This window comes from Staphylococcus sp. HMSC059F04, assembly GCF_001812565.1.
Classification (GTDB): Bacteria; Bacillota; Bacilli; order Staphylococcales; family Staphylococcaceae; genus Staphylococcus; species Staphylococcus lugdunensis.
In genome coordinates, this window is sequence record NZ_KV809465.1 from 20,768 (window position 1) to 40,777 (window position 20,010).

The 20,010-nt window shown below is 34.4% G+C and carries 16 protein-coding genes and 2 pseudogenes; 2 read left to right on the forward strand and 16 right to left on the reverse strand.

Annotation, left to right across the window (positions count from 1 at the left end):
- Positions 1 to 360 precede the first annotated feature (360 nt).
- The 5 genes and pseudogenes from gmpC to HMPREF2864_RS03850 form a co-directional block, all read right to left on the reverse strand.
- A complete protein-coding gene (gene gmpC, locus HMPREF2864_RS03830; RefSeq protein WP_002492176.1) occupies positions 361 to 1,200 on the reverse strand; it encodes a dipeptide ABC transporter glycylmethionine-binding lipoprotein in 840 nt (279 codons plus the stop codon).
- A 31-nt stretch (positions 1,201 to 1,231) separates the two neighbouring features.
- On the reverse strand, positions 1,232 to 1,891 hold the full coding sequence (locus HMPREF2864_RS03835) for a methionine ABC transporter permease (protein ID WP_002479268.1): 660 nt from the start codon (positions 1,889 to 1,891) through the stop codon (positions 1,232 to 1,234).
- A 2-nt stretch (positions 1,892 to 1,893) separates the two neighbouring features.
- The gene (locus tag HMPREF2864_RS03840) at positions 1,894 to 2,916 is read right to left on the reverse strand and encodes a methionine ABC transporter ATP-binding protein (RefSeq protein ID WP_070545043.1); all 1,023 of its coding nucleotides are present in this window, start codon (positions 2,914 to 2,916) and stop codon (positions 1,894 to 1,896) included.
- 199 nt (positions 2,917 to 3,115) lie between these two features.
- Positions 3,116 to 4,261 (reverse strand): annotated as a pseudogene (locus HMPREF2864_RS03845) (bifunctional cystathionine gamma-lyase/homocysteine desulfhydrase).
- Between the two features lie 6 nt (positions 4,262 to 4,267).
- Positions 4,268 to 5,164 (reverse strand): PLP-dependent cysteine synthase family protein, encoded by an 897-nt coding sequence (locus HMPREF2864_RS03850; RefSeq protein WP_012991034.1) that lies wholly within the window; start codon positions 5,162 to 5,164, stop codon positions 4,268 to 4,270.
- 288 nt (positions 5,165 to 5,452) lie between these two features.
- On the opposite strand from HMPREF2864_RS03850, the gene HMPREF2864_RS03855 reads away from it, so the two are divergent.
- Positions 5,453 to 5,983, forward strand: a complete 531-nt coding sequence (locus tag HMPREF2864_RS03855) for a pentapeptide repeat-containing protein (protein WP_002461147.1) — start codon at positions 5,453 to 5,455, stop codon at positions 5,981 to 5,983.
- Positions 5,984 to 6,089: 106 nt separating this feature from the next.
- Here the strand turns inward: HMPREF2864_RS03855 and HMPREF2864_RS03860 are convergent, their stop codons facing one another.
- From HMPREF2864_RS03860 to HMPREF2864_RS03915, 11 genes are all read right to left on the reverse strand, one after another.
- Positions 6,090 to 7,421: a sodium-dependent transporter gene (locus tag HMPREF2864_RS03860; protein ID WP_141743509.1), complete on the reverse strand. Its 1,332-nt coding sequence runs from the start codon at positions 7,419 to 7,421 to the stop codon at positions 6,090 to 6,092.
- Between the two features lie 142 nt (positions 7,422 to 7,563).
- Positions 7,564 to 7,818 carry a hypothetical protein gene (locus HMPREF2864_RS03865; protein ID WP_002461144.1) on the reverse strand — a complete coding sequence of 85 codons (255 nt, stop codon included), beginning with the start codon at positions 7,816 to 7,818 and terminating at the stop codon, positions 7,564 to 7,566.
- Between the two features lie 29 nt (positions 7,819 to 7,847).
- The gene (locus HMPREF2864_RS03870) at positions 7,848 to 8,576 is read right to left on the reverse strand and encodes an alpha/beta hydrolase (RefSeq protein WP_002492156.1); all 729 of its coding nucleotides are present in this window, start codon (positions 8,574 to 8,576) and stop codon (positions 7,848 to 7,850) included.
- Positions 8,577 to 8,616: 40 nt separating this feature from the next.
- Positions 8,617 to 9,285, reverse strand: a complete 669-nt coding sequence (locus HMPREF2864_RS03875; protein ID WP_002461140.1) for a phosphatase PAP2 family protein — start codon at positions 9,283 to 9,285, stop codon at positions 8,617 to 8,619.
- 182 nt (positions 9,286 to 9,467) lie between these two features.
- Entirely contained in the window at positions 9,468 to 9,830 is a 363-nt protein-coding gene (locus HMPREF2864_RS03880; RefSeq protein WP_002479260.1) for a Na-translocating system protein MpsC family protein, read from the reverse strand.
- A 120-nt stretch (positions 9,831 to 9,950) separates the two neighbouring features.
- Complete coding sequence (locus HMPREF2864_RS03885; RefSeq protein ID WP_070572114.1) at positions 9,951 to 12,521, reverse strand: DUF2309 domain-containing protein; 2,571 nt, start codon at positions 12,519 to 12,521, stop codon at positions 9,951 to 9,953.
- 14 nt (positions 12,522 to 12,535) lie between these two features.
- On the reverse strand, positions 12,536 to 14,035 hold the full coding sequence (locus HMPREF2864_RS03890; protein WP_070545040.1) for an NADH dehydrogenase subunit 5: 1,500 nt from the start codon (positions 14,033 to 14,035) through the stop codon (positions 12,536 to 12,538).
- A 1,055-nt stretch (positions 14,036 to 15,090) separates the two neighbouring features.
- Positions 15,091 to 16,284 carry a GTP-binding protein gene (locus HMPREF2864_RS03900; RefSeq protein ID WP_002492172.1) on the reverse strand — a complete coding sequence of 398 codons (1,194 nt, stop codon included), beginning with the start codon at positions 16,282 to 16,284 and terminating at the stop codon, positions 15,091 to 15,093.
- Positions 16,285 to 16,379: 95 nt separating this feature from the next.
- Positions 16,380 to 17,198, reverse strand: coding sequence for an N-acyl homoserine lactonase family protein (locus HMPREF2864_RS03905; RefSeq protein WP_070545039.1), 819 nt, complete (start codon positions 17,196 to 17,198; stop codon positions 16,380 to 16,382).
- A 17-nt stretch (positions 17,199 to 17,215) separates the two neighbouring features.
- On the reverse strand, positions 17,216 to 17,641 hold the full coding sequence (locus HMPREF2864_RS03910; RefSeq protein ID WP_002461130.1) for a MarR family winged helix-turn-helix transcriptional regulator: 426 nt from the start codon (positions 17,639 to 17,641) through the stop codon (positions 17,216 to 17,218).
- 105 nt (positions 17,642 to 17,746) lie between these two features.
- Positions 17,747 to 18,613 (reverse strand): patatin-like phospholipase family protein, encoded by an 867-nt coding sequence (locus HMPREF2864_RS03915; RefSeq protein WP_070545038.1) that lies wholly within the window; start codon positions 18,611 to 18,613, stop codon positions 17,747 to 17,749.
- 248 nt (positions 18,614 to 18,861) lie between these two features.
- Between HMPREF2864_RS03915 and HMPREF2864_RS11850 the strand changes: the two are divergent.
- Positions 18,862 to 19,506 (forward strand): annotated as a pseudogene (locus HMPREF2864_RS11850) (DUF4352 domain-containing protein); the annotation flags it as partial.
- Positions 19,507 to 20,010 lie beyond the last annotated feature (504 nt).

Here is a 20,010-nt window from a genome sequence, read left to right on the forward strand (position 1 = left end):
GCTTTGCTTGGTGAATTTCTTTTCGAAATTCTCTGTGTTGGGGCCCCACTCCAACTTGCTTTGCTTGGTGAAATGGGCTATCAATTGTGACTTCTTTTTTAATTTCTAATGATGTTAATGATATTGTCGAATCTATACCTAATAATTGCTTCTAATATTATCATAATGCTACATACCGACCTGCAATGATGTTAAAAGGGATCCTATATATCTTCACCCAATCTATATTCTCCGGCTTTGAGTTTGTGTGCTATTTCTGATTTTCACTAGAATGTTAGGTTGAAAAATAACGAAAAAGACAATCTCTATTTGACTTCAATAGAAATTATCTTTTTCTTAATTAGATGCATTTTAACTATGTTATTTTAAGCTATTTTCAATCTCTTCGATTTCTTTTTGAGATAGATTAATGGATTTTTCTCCGTCTTTAATGTCTTTTTTCAATGCCTCTTGTGCTTCTTTTGAGTGATATAATTTCACAATTTTTTGATACGTTTTATTATCTTTATCCTTATCATTAACTGCTACTAAGTTTATATAAGGTTTAACAGCATCTGACTCAGATTTTTCTAAGTATATTGGATCTTTTTTAGCATCCAAACCTGATTTAGTAGCTACACCATTATTGATGACTGATAAATCAACATCGTCTAATGCTCGTGCCGTTTGTTGCGCATCTACAGCTTTAATATTTAAATGCTTAGGATTATCTTTAATATCTTTAATTGAACCACTTAAACCAAAATTGTCTTTTAATTTAATCAGTCCAGCAGCCTCAAGTAATTTTAATGCACGTGCTTGGTTTGATACATCATTTGGAATAATGACTTGTGCACCATCTTTGACATTTTTAATGTTTTTTACTTTTTTTGAATAGATACCTAACGGCGCCAACACAGTCGTACTTATAGCTGAGATTTTAGCATCTTTATGTGCTTTTTTATAAGCATTTAAAAATGCAAAGTGTTGGAACGCATTCATATCAATATCGCCGTCACTTAATGCTTTATTGGGCACATTATAATCTGAAAAATGTTTGATTTCGATATCAATATGATCCTTTTTAGCTAATTCTTTTACCTTTTCCCATGCAGCCGTATCATTTGAAGCAACACCTATCGTTACTTTTTTATTATTGCCACCACCACAAGCTGCAAGTACAAAAATAAATGCAAGTACTAAAGTAAATAATCTTTTCATACATACTTCCCCCTAATTTTACAAAATAAAGTTAATTTCGACGTAAACGTCGAGAAATAAAATTACCTAACGTTTGAATAAATTGAACTAAAATGACTAAAACAATGACCGTGATAATAATGACTAGAGTGTCAAAACGTTGATAGCCATATACTAAGGCTAAATCGCCAATTCCACCGCCACCTACAGCACCTGCCATTGCAGTGCTACCAATTAATCCTATGATTGCAGTTGTTATCGCTAAAACTAATGAGCCTAATGCTTCAGGTATTAAAAAGTAACGAATGATTTGTAACGGTGAAGCCCCCATAGCTTTGGCCGCTTCGATAATGCCATCATCGACTTCCAATAGCGAATTCTCTACTAAACGTGCAATATAAGGTGCAACATAGACGGTTAAAGGTACTATGGCAGCTGTAGTACCAATAGAGGTGCCAACCAATAGTTTGGTAAACGGCACAATCGCAATTAATAAAATAATGAATGGAATTGATCTTAAAATATTAATCATAGGATTTAAAAGTTGATGAATTACCGTATTTGGCCATATGCCATGACGTCTAGTAATAACCAATAATACACCTAAAGGAATGCCGATAAGCGCACCAATAATCAATGATATCGTCACCATATAAAGTGTTTCATATAAGGCTTGTAATAGTTGTGAGCTATCTATACTGGACCCAAACATTGTTAAACGACCTCCTCATATTCGATATGCTGTTGACTAAAATAATTTTCTATACGCGTTCGATCAACATCGTTAAGTTGTATATCAAGCCATAAATAACAAACTGTGTTCTCTTGTATGGCAGACATTGAAGAATATATTATATTGACATCCACACCATAATCGCGTATTAGCGTATTGATTAGTGGAGAAGTCACTTGTTGCGCATCTAAAAACAAACTATATACAACATGCGAGGTGTCATTTACCAATTTAAATAAAGCTTGTAATTGTGTTGAAGGTTCTGTATTAATCACTGTTGACACAAAGTTTTTAGTTGTCTCTGTTTGTGGGTAACTGAAAACTTCTTTAACCGTACCCAGTTCAATCACTTCTCCTTGTTCCATCACAGCTACACGGTTACATATTTTTTGGATAACACTCATCTCATGAGTAATCAACATAATTGTGACACCAAATGTTTGGTTAACATTGCTCAATAATTTAAGAATAGAACTTGTTGTAGCAGGGTCTAACGCACTGGTAGCCTCATCGCATAATAATATTTTAGGGTTGGTAACAAGTGCACGTGCAATTGCAACACGTTGCTTCTGCCCACCTGAAAGTTCATCCGGAAATTGATGCATTTTATCAGCTAAACCCACAAATTCTAGCATTTCTTCAACTTTTGCTTTAATCTCATCTTTATGTTTATGGCTTAAAATAAGTGGCATCGCGACATTTTTAAATACAGTCGCTGAATTCAATAAATTAAAATGTTGAAAAATCATACCGATATCTTTCTTAACATTTCTTAAGTCTTTTTCAGAATATGTATTAATATCTTTACCATCTACGATTACTTCACCGTCTGATACTTGTTCTAGTTGATTCACTAAGCGGACAAGCGTACTCTTTCCTGCACCGCTATAACCTATCACACCAAAGATATCATGCTTTTCTATTTTAAAAGATACATCTTTCAGAGCCTGTATCGTTTCACCTTTTTTGTTGAATCTTTTATTTACTTTTTTAAATTCAATCAATAGTATCCACCCTTTATTCCGATTAACTTAATATGATTATTATGCATTATATTGAATTATATGTAGCCCGTCAATACAATTTGCTGAAAATATTTAATATTCCGACTTTTAAATTTGTAATTTCAATTTAGCAAGCACACCAAAACAAAAAAACCAAGCAACTCTAAATATAGCTGCTTGGTTTTTTTATAATTAAACTTTATTTTATTGTATCTAACGCTTGTCTAAGATCATTCACTAAATCTTCTGTATCTTCAATACCTATCGATAAGCGAATTAAGCCATCTGTAATACCTTCTTTAGCGCGAATGTCTGGGGGAATTGATGCATGGGTCATCAGCGCTGGAACAGATATCAAACTTTCTACTGCTCCTAAACTTTCTGCTAAAGTAAAATACTGTGTCTCACGTATGACGCGTTTGGCAAGCTCCGTATCTTTCACTTCAAAGGCAACAACTCCTGTGTGTCCACTTGCTTAAGCAAGATGTACATCATGATTTAAGTGTGTCTTGATACTTGGGTGAAACACTTGTTGAACAGCTGGATGCTGTTGTAACATCTCTATGATGCTTGTCACATTACGATTAATTTGTTCCATACGTAATCCAAGTGTCTTAACTCCTCTTACTAATAGATAACTATCTTGAGGTCCAAGAACACCTCCTGTTGAATTGGAAATAAAGCCAATTCGTTCTCCTAGCTCGTCGTTTGCTGTGACAACTAAACCTGCAACTACGTCACTGTGACCACCAATATATTTCGTTGCTGAATGAAGTACAATATCAATACCAAAATCAAGCGGATTTTGATAATACGGCGTCATAAATGTATTATCGACAACTGAAATTAACTGATGCTGTTTAGCAATTTCGGCTGTTTTTTTAATATCTGTAACACGCAATAATGGATTGGATGGTGTTTCAATATATAACATTCTTGTTTGTGGTTTAATAAATTGTTCTACATTCTCAATATATGATGTATCAACAAAATCAACTTCAATACCATAACGTGTAAAAACTTTAGTTAAAGCGCGATATGTACCACCATAAACATCAGAATTTAAAATAATGTGATCTCCTTTATCTAGTAACATCATAACGGCACTCACCGCTGCCATGCCCGAACCAAAGGCAAATCCATGCTTACCATGTTCTAAATCAGCAATAACACTTTCAATAGCCACACGTGTAGGATTTGCTGTTCGTGAATATTCATAGCCTTGTCTTAAATCACCAACATCATCTTGTAAATAAGTACTTGTTTGATAAATAGGGGTCGTTACTGCACCTGTATAAGTGTCTGTAGTATGTCCACCATGAACCATTTGCGTTTTTTTATTCATCTTTAATCATACTCCTTTATAATTGAAAATTTGTTTTGACATATAGCGATCACTACCGTCGGGAAAAATAGTTACAATAACACCTTTATCGAGTTGTTGTTTTATTTCCAAAGCACCCTGTAGCGCTGCTCCTGAAGAACTTCCCACAAGTAAGCCTTCACGTTGTGCTAATTGTCTGACATTGTTAAAACCATCAACATCACTTACCGTAATAATGTCATCAACGAGGTTCCGTTTGAGAAATACAGGCCACTTTTCAGAGCCTATCCCTTCAATATCATGTGGGTGGCTCTCCCCTCCATTAAGTATTGAACCTTCTGGCTCTACTAAAATATTTTTCACATTAAAAGGTTTAAGATGCGAAGCCACACCAGTAAATGTCCCTCCTGAACCTATGCCAGCCACAAAATAATCAATTTGTGGTAATGAATGAGTAATTTCTTGACCCAAGGTATTTTTATATGCAGCAGGGTTGTCTTGCGATTCAAATTGGTTCATATATACTGCCCCTGTAGCTGCAGCATATTGCCTCGCTTGATATTGTGCACCAAGCATGCCTTCAGCTTTAGGTGTACGTGAAATATCAGCACCTAGCGCGCGCATAATAGCAATCTTTTCTTCTGAAAAACCATCTGGTGCAAATATTTTACAATTTATATTAAACCTGTTAGCAGCGATGGCTAACCCAATGCCTGTATTACCAGCAGTAGCTTCAACAATCGTATCCCCAAGATTTAGACGTCCTTCATGCAAAGCCGTCTCAATCAAATACTTGCCTAAACGGTCCTTCACACTACCACCCGGATTAAATTGTTCTAACTTTGCATATATCTGGACATTGTTATCACTATAACTTTCGAGTAAAACAAGTGGCGTATGTCCTATTAAATCATAAGCGATCATATTAATTGTGAGTATGACAAACACTGCGTACGTAGTGTCTATAGCCACCGTGCATCGTCAACTCATTGAACCTTCTTTCTTGAAAAATTAAATCTTACTTAATAACTAAGGATTTTACGCTATAACTTCTTTTTTTGCAATCTCTATGTTTATTGCATGTAGCACAATGCCTGGCTCACAATATGACTGTTCTTGAATTGTCTTTGCATGTTAGGATAAATATGTAAAAGGACAAATTAAAAAAATTGACAAACCACACTTACAAAACATATCGGGAGATGATGACATATGCCATCGAAACAGAACTTATCGCTTTCTGTTTTTACAAATGAGCAATTTAAAAAATTAAAGTACAGCACAACAACATTTAGGAATTGCATGTTTGATGCGCTAGAAGTAAATAAAAGTCGCTTTAAAAAATGTGATTTTTCAGAAGGTATTTTTAAAAATATAAAAGCTATAAGTAATAGTAAATTCATCTATTGTGATTTCACTCAAAGTATTTTTGATGATGTTCATTTTTATAATACGTTATTTAAATATGTTGAATTTACTACCACAACGTTTGAGCGCAGTCACTTTAATAATATAGAATTTCAGTATTGTAATTTCAATCATCATTACCTACACGATGTGGCACTACAAAATGTCGTATATGACAAGGTGTACTTTGAAAACATAACACTAGATTTATGCCAACTTGATAATGTAACGTTCAATCATTGTACATTCAAAAATGTAACGATTAATCAGTCAAGTTTGCCCGATAAACTTAAAGTACAATTACAGCACGATGGTGTTCATTTTAAAGATAATTAATAAGTAAATAAGAGCACTTACCCATAACTTGGCTAAGCGCTCTTATTTTAAATCTAGATTTATATAATTTATAAAGCATATGCTGTTCGCGTATCATTGTTCGTCTTTAAAATAACTGCACTAAAAACACGAGTATAATAACAAGTGGCATCACGTATTTAATAAGATAATACCATGGTATAAAAAGTTTAAATTTATCTTTACCAAAATTTTCTTTTAATAATTTTTTATCTAATAGTTGACCAACAACAAGTGTTGTACCTAACGCGCCTAAAGGCATTAGTATATTAGACACTAAAAAGTCCATATTATCAAAAATTGTACCAGCTAAAAATTTAAAATTGTTTAACGTACTAAAGGATAATGTTGCAGGAATACTGATGATAAACACTAATGCACTAGCAATCATCGCTACAACTTTACGTTTCGAGTTATCATTTTTAGTAAAATTAGACACATTTAGTTCTAGTAACGATATAGATGACGTAAGTGCTGCAAATAAAAACAGAATGAGGAATATAAAGTAAAACGCAATTCCAAAATGCATTTTACTAAATACAAGTGGCAACACCTTAAATAATAGTCCTGGTCCTTCTTGAGGATGGTAACCAAACGTATGCAATGCTGGAAAGATTGCTAAACCAGCCATGACTGAAATCATGATGTTCATAACAACGATAGAAAGTGCCGATGATTTAATGGTCATAGCTTTAGGTGCGTAACTTGCATAGGTAATCATGCCCGTCGTTCCCAAAGACAATGTGAAAAAGGATTGGCCTAGCGCAAAGAGTACACCTTGCATAGAAATATCTTGTATGCGAGGTTGCAAAATATACTGCACACCCTCTAACGCACCGTCTAAAGTTAATGATTTTATTACAATAATTAGTAGAAATATAAATAATAATGGCATCATGATTTTAGAAGCTTTTTCCAGACCACCTTCAACGCCTAACATCACGATGACCATTGTTAATGCGATAAAGATGCCTTGTCCAACTACAGTAATCCAAGGGTTACTTATCATGCCCTCAAAGCTAATCTGAGTTAAGGAGTTATGTTCAAGTGACAGCATTTGTAATATAACATGTCCTATATATATAATAATCCAGCCTCCAATAACACTATAGAAGCCAAATAGCACAAACACTGCTAAATTTCCGTTCCAACCAATCAAATTCAACCATTTTTTCCCTGTCAATTTACTGTATATTTGGGTCGTATAAGTACGTCCCATTTTACCAACAGCAAATTCCATAATAAGCAGAGGTAATCCCACAAATATAGTGAACAGTAAAAATAATGATAAAAACGCGCCACCACCATATATTCCTGCCATATAAGGAAATTTCCACATTGCACCTAGTCCAATAGCTGATCCAGCACTGGCTAAAATAAAACCAGTTGAGGTTTTCCATTGTGACTCCTTACTCATCATAACAACTCCTTTAGTACGTTAAAGCGTTTATGTGCTTAAGTACTACTGTAACATGTGTAGTCAATACGTGCAATATACATATAAAAATAAAAAAATAGTGCAGTGACTTTGTCGTATTCACAAAGCCTGCACTACTGGTAAGTTATTCATAATCTTCGAAACCATATGCAATAGTCTGTCCATCTGTAACTTCCGTTATCTCTAAGCTTTCTATATGATCCACATTAATATAATGTACACTGTTACCTGTGTTTAAGTATAAATATGCAAGTTCGTCAAATTCATCTATCAAACGTTGATGACACGTTTCTTTATCTTTCCCATAATCAAAACTTTTAAATTCTTTAAATGTTTGTCCTGAAGTCGTCGTATAAATTAATAAAAATGTACGTTTCATTTTATTCTATCTCCTTTGTATTTTTTATCTCAAGATTGAAAAAATGTCACTATATCGTTGATTACATCTTCACTCCCTTCACCATAAGTCATTAAGTGTTTACTTAACCGGTATGCAGTTAATGACTTATTTGTTTGTGTCATATGCTCAGCAATATATTGTGCGCTTTCTTGATAAGAAGCGTCATCTTGTTCACCACATAGAACCATTGCCTCTGCATTGATATGTGCTAAATCATGCATGATATCTGTTATAAAAAGTCTAAATGCGGTTAATTGTGAATGATATTGTTTAATTGTGTTTAATTGCTTTTGTGCTTCACTATCAGACAGGTGTTGTAATTCATTCATACGCTGTCCATAACGTTCCATACGCCACGCAATACCTGTTTCTGCTTTTTGATGGGGAGCTGACATAACAGCAATCTTAGCCACAGGATACGTTTCAGCTATCTTAAGTGTCAATAATCCACCTAAAGAAACGCCTGTAACATATATTTGTTTGTAGCCTTGTTGTTGTAAAAACTTGTATCCATTTTGTGCATCATGCCACCAATCATTAATATCAAACGCTATTAATTCAGTAAGCGGTAATCCATGCCCTCGATAATTTGGTGCGTAACAAGTAAAACCTTGTTTATGCAATGCTTGCGCTAATGGTTTCACATCTCTAATCGTGCCGGTAAATGAATGTAATAATAAGATAGCTTCTTCACGATGTCCTTCTAAATATATAGGTCTTGGCGAAGTTAATTTCATACTTCTATCCTCCATTGATAACCCATCGTTTTTTACGACGTTATTGTTTATTTCTTATGTAAAACAGTGGATACATAGCTAAGAAAAGCATCATCCAAATGACTGCAAGTGCTACACCTCCTAGTACATCTCCCACATAATGCGCATGAAAATATAAGCGACAACTTAAAATACCTATCCAGAATAATAATGCCAGTGATATTATCGTCCATTTCGCATATAAGCGCGTTACATAGGATACCGTCATAATTATAATAACAATACATATCAATGTACTTGCATTTGAGTGACCACTTGGATATGAGAAGCCATGGTCTTGAGGCAGATGATTGTATGGTCGTGATCGTGCAATAACTTGTTTAATTAAGAAGTTCATCCAACTACCTGTAAAAACAGCAATCAGTGACCATAATGCTGTACGTTTAGATTTGACAGCAATCACTACCGATAATAGAACCATCAATAACATCACACTTGATACTTCACCAATTGTTGCACAGAACGTCATAATAGTGTTGAACCATGAACCTTCAAAACCGCGCTCTGGCGTGCCAAAATAATCAGTCATTAGCTGCAATGATGCCGCATCAATATGTTGTATAAATGATGTGTGATGCATTACACCTACAGTTAATAATGTAAAAATAAGTACGCTTATCACAAAGATAGGTATGAGCCATTTAGACGTATAAAATTGTTTATTTATCATATATTTTATAAATCCTCTTTCTCTATGATTAAAATTGCGTGCACTGTGCTATACTTCAAATAATATTGTTCGTGACTAACCCAATCTCGCATCAAGTATGACGTACTATCCACACAATGTTAAATATTGAAAATTACACTGTCGTACAGCAAGTGCCTGAAGTAACAGTGAGACACCTCAAATTATAATCGTTTCTCCAAATTCTCTGTTAATTTAAATATAATTACTCTTTCTCCTGTTTTTGTACTTAAATCTGAGTGAAAACTTTTAACAGAAACACCCGTAATGTGATCAATAATATTCATTAAATCATCTTGCCCAGATTCAACTAACTCGGATCGCGTTCTCTTTATGTTAAGGCGTCCTTCGTTTGTTTCACATACCCTATACTCTGCTGGAGTCAGCACACCTTGTAAATTGACAATGACCATATCTCTTAAAATGTCAGTTTTAACCGATAGTGAGCCTCGACCTAAAAAATCTTTTTCCCATTGCGTAATAGCTGTGCTAATATCCGCTTCATAGCTACCTTTAGTCTTAGTCATTTCTATCATATTCTCCTAATATTAGATTATATTAAGTTTAACATTTTTTAGCCTAATTCCGAAGATATAAAAGGTACAACCCTGACATATTATTTCGAAACAGTGGGTTGTACCTTAGTATTACCAATCTTTAATATCTCCGTTTTCATCTATGCTAGCTAATCTTAGCCATTGATGCGCCACCTTTTGAGCAAAATGTTTATTTGTAGTTAAAAGTCTTTCTATATATTTATCAGGTGCCTGAATCATAATTAAAATACGAATAGGTGCATGATAGGTTTCATTGTCTCCAGTCATCACAGATTGCCAAGGTAAGCCTGAAAGCAAATCACTAGAATTCCCTTGCATAACACCTACGCCAGATGTTACAGATTGCGTCGTTTTATTACCACTACCATAAAAATGTGGTGCAACGGTCGATGCATAATATTGTAAATTAATCCATTGTGCTACAAGTGCTGGACCTGAAATAATGGTATCTAGTAATTGTCCATCTTCGTCCTTACGCCAATCATAGTTATGTAGAAATGCACGTCCTTCTAAATTACATTGAGCCGTTAACTCACGCTGTCCGATAATAAACGATGCATTGCGTGCCAAGCCCCACTCTGGACGTATTTCACTCCAGTCAGAAGCATAACGTTGCGCCTCTCTCCGCGGATGACGTTCATTGTCTTTAGGATTAACACTAGGTAATTGTGACAAACGTTCTAAATTGGCATGGTAGCTAATCTCTGGCATAGCTTGATTTAGCGTATTAAATGCTTTCTGTGCCGCTTCAGTAAGTTGAGGGACATACAGCCATTCAAGTGTATCAATTGACGTTTGATGTTCTGCCGCAACAAACACAGTATCTTCTGGGATTGAAATACCTTCCGCTTCTAATCCCAGGCGTACATCTGAAAGATTACACATCATTGCGAGTAGTTTCGCATTAAATCCACTCGCCGCACCACCACAAGCACCACACTCTAAAGATGCATGATATGGATTATTATTAGAACGACTTGCATGTCCCCCTAAGACAACTAATGGTGCAAAGTCAGTTGTTAAGTCCATCAACTGTAATGCATTTTTTGTAAAAGCAATTTGTTCTGCTTTTGTAAATCCTACGGGTAACTGGGAATAAATTTGTGCTTCTCTATCAATCGTTAAATGTGTCTCCGGTTTTTTCAACCATTTGTGCTGCCATAATTTTACAAGATAGGCTGTTGTTTTAGGAAATAACGTACTTGCTACAGTATTCAAACTAAGAAATGGTCCACTGAGCTCAGGTAAAAGTAAACTCGGTAAGACATTGTGTTTCATTAATTTAAATGTGTAAAACAATGAAGTTACTGAATGTTGTTGCTGATTATAGATATCTAACGCTTCACGATTTGCGTATTCTCTAATTGCATATGCTGGTGGCACCATAACTGGCAATGAATTATGCGCAAATTGTTCGTCTAACGCTTCTTTTCTTATTGGCAACCCAAAGAAACCCGCGATGCCTATTGTTTTAAATGGCCCCGCATGCTCAATATGCCGTCTAAATGGCTCAGAACGCACGTCAATGCAAAAAGCTAATTGAACTAGCGTATCTTTATTTACAGGTGGTTTTGCTTCAGATAATGCCTCGACCCATTCCCGCTTATGTGTCTCTTCCCAAGCTTCTAACCATATTTTTTTAAAATATAATGGATTAAAGCGCTTAGCAAAGCGCAGATGTTCAATTTGGTCATTAATTGATAATGAGAGCCATGTATCAATCGTCATATTGCCATAATAAAGCCATTTACTAACTAATTCTTTCACTCTTCTTTCAACATTTAAGACTGCCGGACGGCTCATTTTTTCAGTATCTAATAAAATACATTCCATCGTTAAACGAATAGCTAAGTATTGCGTTAGTATATCTTTATCATTGTCATTTTGTTGCGCTCGATAATACAATATTCCAGCCCATCCAGGCAGCGATAACAAGTGCCCTGTTAAATAGCTTTCTTTTTCATCTTCTGCAATATCTAAATGATTTAAAGAAATATTCAAGGCTTCTTTATAATTTTCTGGTAAAGTCTTAATCATTTTTCTTTGCGTCTTACTTAACATTGGATCATGTTGCGCAAGATGTAACCATGCTGCATAGAAACCATGCTCTCTTTTAGGCATCGTCCAGCTCGATTGAAACTGATCTATATACAGCTTTGTCCATTTAATAATATGCGTATTTAATTCATCCATTAGTGACTCACCTTTAGCATTATAGGCATTTGCACTTTTCGAGCGCGCATATTTAAATGCTTCATCTTCAAATACCACTTTTAGTTTTGCTACCTCTAACATAAAGTAGCCTTCCTTAGTGATTAAATCCTCTGGTATGGGCATAATTTGAAGTGCATTATTACAATAACTATCAATATGTGTTTGCGGAATCGTCGTAGCGTAATCATTTAAATCTTGTTTCAACGCCTGTTGAACAATAGACACATCAATTTCACCTTTTTCCGCAGCTGCCATGACTGCCGAACGACTAGGATATAAATCTATATCACGCACATGCTTGAACCATTGCACAACTTCATCAAAGGTACGATGCTCCATAGCTTCCCATGGGTTTCTGGCCGCAAAGATAGAAATAGGTGATAATGGCGTAATCACTTTGCAAGCTGCCTGTACAATATCTTCTATGTCCCGATATGATGTAGTCATTACATTTCACCTCTTTATAAGTATTTTTGTAAATAATTAGGATGACTTTCTACTGATTTAAATTTAGCTTCTCCAATTTTCACTAACCACAAGTACACAATAGCAAACGCTGTCGAATCACGTCGGCGAGCTACCCATATACTCAGTATGCTGCCAAACACTAGCATTGCGATACTGATGACAACACTGATCATAGGTGGATGTGTAACATGTATAGAAATTGCACTTAAAATATTGATAAAAAACGCATGCGTCACATAATAAACTGCTGCCACAAAGATTAATACCACGATGCCCAATAGTCTACCAATAATCCCTCTATTTAAAGCGATCAATTGATTCCAAGAAACTGAGATAGACCATGCCAAAATAAATGCACTAATTAAGTTATACGCACTATGATCATTAATCATCCAAAATAATATTGCCAATAATAACGCTAATCCCCTGCCAGTTAAAGTCCAACTATAAGAACGCTGAACATTAGGAGGCGTTGGGATATTAAACCGTTTAACAATTGAACCAGATTGTAAAAATAACGTTGCTTTAAATACACCATGGAGAATCAAATGTATAATTGCTGCCGAATAAACACCTAAGGCACATTGAACGAGCATAAATCCCATTTGGCTCATCGTTGAACCTACAAGCTGTCGCTTATAATCTACATGTACCAGACTAATCCCAGAACCAATCAACACTGATAAGCTTGAGATTATCAATAAAATAGTCAAAGCAATTGGATGATCAAACACTGGAGAAAAACGTGTTAAAATAATTCCACCAGCATTTACAATTCCAGCATGCATGATTGCTGAAACAGGCGTCGGTGCAACGACAGATTCAATTAACCAACTTTGAAATGGATATTGTGCAGCCGGAATAATGACTGACAGCACAAGCAATAAATTCATCAAAAAATACAATACTCCGTTCATCGTTGTTTCCTTGGATATATTAGGATAAATTCGCCACTCTCCTGTCCCTATGTATAAAACAACTACTGCTAATACTAATGCTAACCAACCTAATAAAAAAGCACGCGCAGATACTTTCGCTGCTTCAGCTGGTACTTTCCAAGTACGATTTAGTCGAATCAGCTGCGTCAGTGCAAATAAAGTTAAGCCCCAACAAAAGACCATTAGGCGTAAATCATCACTTAACCATGCGATAGATGCAAATACCGTCGTACAAGTAAACCATGGGAAATATTTTTTATAATTATGATCACCTAACAGATAGCGCATAGAAAATTTTTGAATTATAAAGCCAAGCGTTAAGATAAAGCTAACTAGCAACCATGCCAGTTTATCAACCGCAAACAGACTAATGACTTGGCGTTGTTGTGTTGTCACAAGTCCAATGATGGCAACAACAATAGGCAATGTTAAGCATAAAAGATGCAGTTTAATATATTTAATAGGACAAGACGGTAAAATATAGACGATGCCACTTAACATTGCAATGGACAAAGTAATAAAAAATAAAATAAGTAAAAATTGCTCACTCAGCATAACTGTTCCTCCAATTGACAATATTGCTATGTCGAATAACGATCTAAACAAAAAAGCCTACAATAGCATGACTACTCTCATAAGTTTGAAGAGGTATCAATACTACTGTAGGCTTCTTTTTCAACTTATTATGTATAAAGTAAACGCTTTACTTCTTATATAATCTTTTAAAAAGCTACCTAAGTTATCAAGTTTATCATTTGTAAAATAAGCGATCCATTTCTCCCCGTTCAATCCATATAGATACATGAATTGCCCGAGAAAGACTCAGATACTATTTTAAGCGTAATAATTACAATATATTGTATAACGTAATGAATGTCAAACCCAGTCATACAATTATGAAGGCTCACCTTGAAAAGCGATTCAATAATTACGCTAAATTAAACCATATATAATAAAACATCTACCTATAATATAGGCAGACGTAAGTGGATAAAATGAATTTGTCATTTATTTTAAGGGTAACATATTTTACTACAAAAGAATGTAGTAATTATGTGTAAACACTTTAAAATACAGTAAAATTTCCTTTTAAGAGTGTTAACACAACGATAGATATCATTTACTTATATTTTATATTATATACCAAACATTGTTATTTTTAGTCAATGAGGGTTGTTATTTTATTTATTTGCCTACATAATATTAGTTATACTTTTTAGTATATTCTGCTATACCCAGCATTGAACCACTATGGTAAAAACAACAACGAAAGGACTGTTAAAATTTGAAACAATCTCGTTTTTTTAACATGGCAACGATCATATTCACATTAATAAGTGCTTTTATCGTTTATACCACACTGTTTACAAATTTATATAATAATACCTTATTCAGTTTTTGGTATTGGCCAGGTGCAATCATTTTATTTATTACACTAGCATTAACTATTATCAGTATCTATTTTGGTAAACATACGGTCTTATATATTTTATTATTTATCTTAAATATTATAATGCTAGTCATATTTACAGCACCTATCATCTTAGCCTAAAACCATTATGACGCGTTTGAAACACAAAATCAGTTTCAAGCGCGTTATTATTTAAATATTATTGCAAATGCCATTGATACGGATCTGGTAATAGCGACCAGTCTTGGTTTATTTCGCTGCTATTAATGAGACACTGATCTAACTCTGCAGTTATTCTTTCTTGGTCTAAGTCTGTACCAATAATAACAAATTGTGTTTGTCTATCACCATACTCAGGGTCCCATTCATTTAAAACATCTGGTCGTTTTGCTAAAATTTGGCGTTGTTGCGTTTCAGACATACTAGCCACCCAATAAGTAACAGGTTCTATTTGTTGTGAAGACCCTGCTTGAGACAATAAACATGCTACCTGATTATACTGTGCCAACCATACAATCCCTTTTGCCCTAACGATATTTTGAGGCAGTTGCATCAACCATTGTTCTAATCGTTGGGCATGAAATGGCAAGCGTCTGCGATAAACAAAGGAGCCAATACCATATTCTTCAGTCTCAGGAGTATGCGCCTTATGACCACCCTCTGTTAATTCTTTAATCCAACCAGCTGAATTTCTAGCGATATCAAAATCAAATAATTTAGTATCCAGAACTTCATCTAAATTGACTTGGCCTTGTGTTGTTTTAATTATGTGTGCTTGTGGTTGCAATTGCCTTAAAATAAGTTCAAGCCTTTGTAAATCATGCTCAGCGACTAAGTCAGTTTTATTGATAATAAGCACATCACAAAATTCAACTTGATCTATTAATAAATCAGCAATCGTACGTTCATCTCCATCTCCTACTTCCTGGTCTCTATCGGCCAATAAATCTTCTGATCGAATATCATTAATAAAGCGATTTGCATCCACCATGGTCACCATAGTATCTAGTCTACATAAAGATGTTAAATCAATTCCTAAAGCTTCATCCATATAAGAAAATGTCTGAGCTACTGGCACAGGCTCAGAAATACCTGTTGACTCAATGACAATTTGATCAATGCCACCTTTAAGTACAAGTCGCTCTACTTCTTTCAACAAATCATCACGTAATGTACAACATATACATCCATTAGATAATTCAACTAACTTTTCATCCGTACGAGACAAGCCACCCCCTTGAGCAACTAATTCTCTATCAATATTGATCTCACTCATATCATTCACGATGACAGCAATGCGACGCCCCTCACGATTTTGAAGAATATAGTTCAGTAATGTTGTCTTTCCTGAACCTAAATAACCACTTAATACTGTAACTGGAATTTTTGCCATAACAACCTTCCTTTACAAATCGTAATAATTACGTTTTAAATTTTAGTAAAAGCAGGTATTTTTAGCAACCTTTTTTTGATTATTTTAAATAATGGTTACAGTAAAATACAATGCGGTTGTATATGCCGGTCATGATTAGCAATCGCTTCAATACAATGTTTATCTTTGGCCGAATCTTTAACCCATTTCAAGGATTTTATTGCTGCTTCTTTATCTACAAGTACACCAGGTAAAATCTCTTCCTTCCAAGATCTTTCTGCATAGCCCACATCTGACGCAAGTAAGACGTAATCCTGATAATCATTGGTAATCTTAGTTGCGCATAAGCCTTTACTATGCCCTGGTACCCAAATCATTTGTACAGAATTGTCTCCAAATACATCATAGGATTTGCCTTGAGGCCCTATTCCAGTATCTTCAAATTTAAATGGCTGTAAATGAACACCTTTCCATTCATGTTGTAAATAATGCATTTTATCCGTTTGAATCGCATCATATTCAGGTTCACTTAACATAATCCTTTTGGCATGTTTAACTAGTCTGAGTCCATCGGCATGATCACAGTGCATATGGCTCATTAATATATAATCGATATCACTCGGCTTATATCCCAGTTGTGCTAACTGTTCATGAATCGCCTGACCCGCTGGCAAGACCGCTTTATTCACAGGATATTGAAACGATAAATTACGAATTTGCTTTGTCCTATTATCAGTATGCCAACCGGTATCTATTAAAATAAGACCTTTAGAATGCTCAATTAAATATGCGGAAACGGGTAAAGCAACCTGATGTTTCTTACTTCTAAGTAATCCTGTCCATGCTAAAGGATTACGACTCACATTAGAAAAAGGTAACGCTTCATCAACTATCACTGTTCCCGTATGCAAAATATGAATTTTTATTTGTTCCATTACATAACCCTCCATCACTAACTATTCATCGTACGTTTGATTTGTTCGAGATAACCTAATATTTCAGCTACTTGTTGATCATTAATATGAAATTTATCCATTAATCCTTGGTATAATTTCATTTGTCGTGTTTCATAAAAATGTATGCCTTTTTCAGTTAAATATACTAACTTTTCACGCTTATCGTGCCCTGCTTGTTTAATCACAAAACCCATTTGTTGTAATTTACTAATTCGCTTAGAAATGGCCGTCTTAAATACACCCTGCGCTTCAGCAATTTCATTAATTGTCAGAGAACCATGTTCATTGAGTAATTTAAACACACCCATTTGTTCCCTAGAAATATTTATATCTTGTTCATCCAGTACTTCATTGATGGCTTTACTTAATTCAATGAACAATAAATGTGCTTGATTCAGATTTTGAAATGTACTTTGATTCATATCGTCACCTCACAACACATAGTACACCCAGATGTACTATTATGCAAATTAATGGCACTTTTAATCTTGAGATTCATGGATTAAAAGTGCATTAAGCGAAAGTTCCTAAGATTGTTCAAGAAACCATTTCAATTTATCCGCAGTTTCTTTACCCTGATTAACAGCAGCTAAAGCGACCGCTTCACGCATCTCAGCATTTACCGTGTTATAGTTATAATGTTCTAAAATACTTACTACACTAGCATCAGGTTTAACTAAGAAAACAGCTTTACCTTCTCGTTTCATTCGTGTAATAATATCGTTCAAACGATATGGCGTTGCTACAGGCAAATTGGTCGTTAAAATAACCACTTTATTCACACCATCTATGACATCAGGATTTTCCATAGAATATGAGCCACCATCATAATATAAATGATCATTGATAGGAATAGGTTGCCACACCCCCTGCAATGCTGAACTAGCTGCTAAAGCATCTACTAAATCAACATTTGAATATTTATTAAATACCTTTCTCTCAGATGTTTCTAATTCAGTAGCCACAACTTGTAATTGCTCATTCCATTCTAATGGCACACTCCCTAATCGTTCTCTAATCATATTACGTCGTTCTTCTAAAGAAATGAAGGGGTGTGTATTCTTTGAAATTTCACCCATGCCAGCGACCCACGACTTATCGGACAAACTCGTTTTAGCCAATTCATCAAACGTTTTAAATAAATTAGTCATTTCAGCATCAGAAATAGGAGTTATTTCATTAACTTTCTTAACAATTTGTTCCTGCCATATTGTCTCCCAGTCCAATGGAGAAGATAAAGTCGCACTTACCTGTGAACCTGCAGAAGTACCTACAATATAATCCACTTGTCTTAAATTTAATCCAGCATCTGCCACACCTTTAAGAAAACCCAGGTGAAATGCGATACCGTAATGTCCACCACCACTTAACACCAAACTACTTTTGTCAGTCATATCAAAATATACCTCATTTCATTTATCAGTCTTCATAGCTTATCACTATCAATTAAATAATAAAAACATTCTACCTACTATAGCTAAGCTGAAAAAATAAAAATTTATATCTAAAACGCTATATTTTTTCAAAAAAAGGGCTTTTTATATATTAGAAGATACTATATAATTTTTAATGTGTGTATCAAAATATTAATTCAATATAACTATGGTATATATCAACTAAATAACGAAGGAGTATCTATTTTATGAAAGATAATTTTAATGAAGATCAAAAAAGACAACAATGGGAGCAATTTCAAGAATTTCAAAAGCAACAAGAAATGCAGAAAAATCCTAAAAAAAGAAAAGGTTGGTTATGGGGCTGTGGTGGATGTCTCGTCTTATTAATAATTATTATTATAGGTATGTCTGCTTGTACAGCAACATTTACTGGTTCTTCTGGTTCAAAAAATAACAATAGTAACAAAACATATAAAGTTGGTGAAACAGCCAAAAATGGTGATTTAGAAGTAACAATTAATAGTGTTGAAAATACTAAACAAGTAGGTCCATCGGTTGCACCAACAAATGCAAAAGGCACATTTGTCGTAGTGAACGTAAAAGTTAAAAATAAAGGTAAAGACGCATTAACTATTGATAGCAATATGTTTAAATTGCAATCTGGAGATAAATCTTTAGAAGCTGATGCTTCTGGATCCACTAGTGCTAATCAAGCTGAAAATGGTGAAATCAATCATTCTTTCTTTTTAGAGCGAGTTAATCCTGATAGTACTGCTGAAGGTAAAATCGTATTTGATGTATCTGACAATATAGCGAACGCTAAAGATAAAAAAATCGAAATTTCTTCTAATTTATTAAGTGTTAAAAAAGTGACATTTGATTTATCTAATAAGTAATTCTATTTACAAAATCACTTAGCAATAAGCCATAATAGGGAGCGGGACAGAATCCATAGTGAATTCTGTCCCGCTCCGGCAAAGTTGACTAGAATTGAACACCGCTTGGTATCAGCGCATTTTCAATCCAGTCAACTACTGCCAATATTTAGTTCATAGCCTAAAACATAATGATGTCCCAGCCTCTAAATCCATTCATTTTATACACCTGAAAAAGATATTTTTGTGATTCCTTTTTGTTAATAATTTCATTATTTTTTTCTCAATTTACTAATTAAAGTACCTATAGCTACTAGTATAAAGAAGGTAATTATCCAACTTATAGCAGTTATCATAGTTATTGCCTCCTTGATTAAAATAATCATTTCACAAATTGTATCAATTATTAATAAAAATATCCTTTTCTAACCCTTTTTATTTAAATTAAGACACTTAAAAGGGGCTAGGACATTAAGTTCTTAAACAATGTACAGCTCGTTATCATTTTTGGATGATATG